At 54.6% G+C, this 1,977-nt stretch carries 2 protein-coding genes and 1 pseudogene; all 3 read right to left on the reverse strand.

All coding sequences use genetic code 11. From position 1 onward, the window contains the following. Positions 1-93 precede the first annotated feature (93 nt). On the reverse strand, positions 94-462 hold the full coding sequence (locus N5096_RS03810; protein ID WP_267663004.1) for a hypothetical protein: 369 nt from the start codon (positions 460-462) through the stop codon (positions 94-96). Between the two features lie 288 nt (positions 463-750). Then, positions 751-1,092 (reverse strand): annotated as a pseudogene (locus tag N5096_RS03815) (ISH3 family transposase); the annotation flags it as partial. Then, positions 1,091-1,465, reverse strand: coding sequence for a hypothetical protein (locus N5096_RS03820; protein ID WP_267663005.1), 375 nt, complete (start codon positions 1,463-1,465; stop codon positions 1,091-1,093). The pseudogene N5096_RS03815 and the gene N5096_RS03820, both read right to left, overlap by 2 nt. Positions 1,466-1,977 lie beyond the last annotated feature (512 nt).

Genomic DNA, 1,977 nt, shown 5'->3' on the forward strand with positions numbered 1-1,977 from the left:
GGTGATGACTGAAATTTAGGTCAGTCTGTGCCGTCTGTCGAATTAATTTTGAGCGTGCAATAGGGTATCTAACTTAACACCAGCTTAAGTGGCTCATGCGTCGCGTTGTCGGAAGACAAGAGCGACAAGCGCCACAACAAGCACAATCTGAACGATTTTATCGACATACCCGACGAGAGTGAAGTTCCCCGCCTTGGCGATATACCACAGTGGGATCTGGACAGCTGTATACGGAATCGCGGCGATAGCGAGACCATGGCGACGGACACCCCGTGTGTACAGGAGCATTCCCCCGATGAAGCCAAAACCAGCAAGAAGTACCGGCGGCGCTCCCTCTACAACACCAGCATACAGGTGTGTTGCGGCTGTGATGCCTAACAGAATAAGTACGACTTGCTCAAGTGTTGATAGCGAGTTTATCCCAGAACTCCCCGCCGGCGCCTGTTGAGTCGGTGTAGACACATTATATTAGTGTGACTCAACAAGTATTATTGTTGTGCTATTAATACAAGACCATTTGAAGAATAAGACTTCAGCGGATCTAATGGCTGTGAATGACTACTATCAGTACCTCACAAAACATCCTCGGCTAGCTGTTTCTGAAGCCTGAGTTCTGTGGCGGAGCGGTTGTGCTGGGTGGTCTTGACGAGAAGATCGTCGACGAACCGACGGAGAGCTGTCGCTGTCGGCGGCGGCTGCCGCCGACGCGACAGCGTTGCCACTCCTGGCGAAGGCTAGCCCGGTCGGAGATTAGCGAGTAAACCGATCGTCTGGTGATCGATTTGCGGGGACGGCCCGACGCGTCGCGAGGGCCGTCCACGCTGCCCGTTGAATCATATTGATGAACTCCTTGAACGACCACTTCCAGAGGCGACGCCCCCCACGGCGGGGCGTCGCCACGTACTCCCAGTGTAAATACCGCCAGACGTTCTATAAAAACAAGCTCACCACGACGTACAGCAGCCGTACGACCGGATTTTGTGTCGAGGTCGTCGCAATACTTTGTTTGGAGAGTCGATAGCTCGTCTCGATACCGAAGCGTTTCACGTAGTGGTATCGAGCGTCTCGTAGTGGGTCGATGAACAGCGCGTCAGTCCTCGTCGCCGCCGGAGCGTTCGGCCTTCAGCTGTCGAACCTCCCGTTCCACGTCGAGATCGTCCAGATTGTCGAGCCGGACGGTCAGCGTCTCGTCCTCGCCAGCATTCGCGTTCCGCCCATCGTTGTCGGTCGTGTCGACCTCGTCGGAGATTGTCGGTTCGTCTCCGCTAGTCCCTCCTCCCGAAAGCCGGGCGTCGACCCGACGGACGAGTACGTACGTTGTGGCCGCAGTTCCAGCGGCCACGGCCCCGTAGGCGGCCAACAACGCCTCAGCACCGAATTGAGCCTCCAGCACTGGCCCTGCGAGCCATACAAACACACAGACACCGACGAGAAACGCCGTGGCGACGGAAACGGCTCTGCTCATGTGGTGCGCTTCGGTGTCACCGGACAAAGCCCTTCGCTCGCCGAGTGCCGGTCCGTGGGCCTATCAGCACGCAGTCGAGAGGTTGCACCGTTGATCGTCCGTGTCTATTGTTCGAGGATTAAAACATCATCTCGAGTGTTATACCCACTGATGATTTCTAACCAACAGATCGGTGTATAAAGACCCATCACAGAGGAATTCGTACTCTCAGACGTTAACCAACAGGGGTAGATAAGGGCGGTTTTGTTGGTTAAGCGGCCCTGTTGAGATCCTCAAGAGATGATAGGTTTCTGGGGATGTGCTAAATATAGAAACTTCGTCTCACAGGGTATTTTGCGAATCGCCAGTCATCTATATGATACTCGTTCTCGTAGTTAGCTCATGGTAGTGGATGTGCTCACGACGATAGAGGAGCTGTTAGGAGAGGTTCAAGAAGATATGGTGCCTTGTTGAACGCAAGACTGCGTCGGGGTAGGGTCGATAACTCACGGTTTCACGGTGTCAGAGACTGG

It is taken from the genome of Halorubrum yunnanense (genome assembly GCF_026586675.1).
Taxonomy (GTDB): Archaea; Halobacteriota; Halobacteria; order Halobacteriales; family Haloferacaceae; genus Halorubrum; species Halorubrum yunnanense.

What these genes read in the sequence shown, in the direction of transcription:
- N5096_RS03820 (WP_267663005.1), bottom strand. Translation starts at nt 1,465, where the DNA reads ATGAGCAGAGCCGTTTCCGTCGCCACGGCGTTTCTCGTCGGTGTCTGT.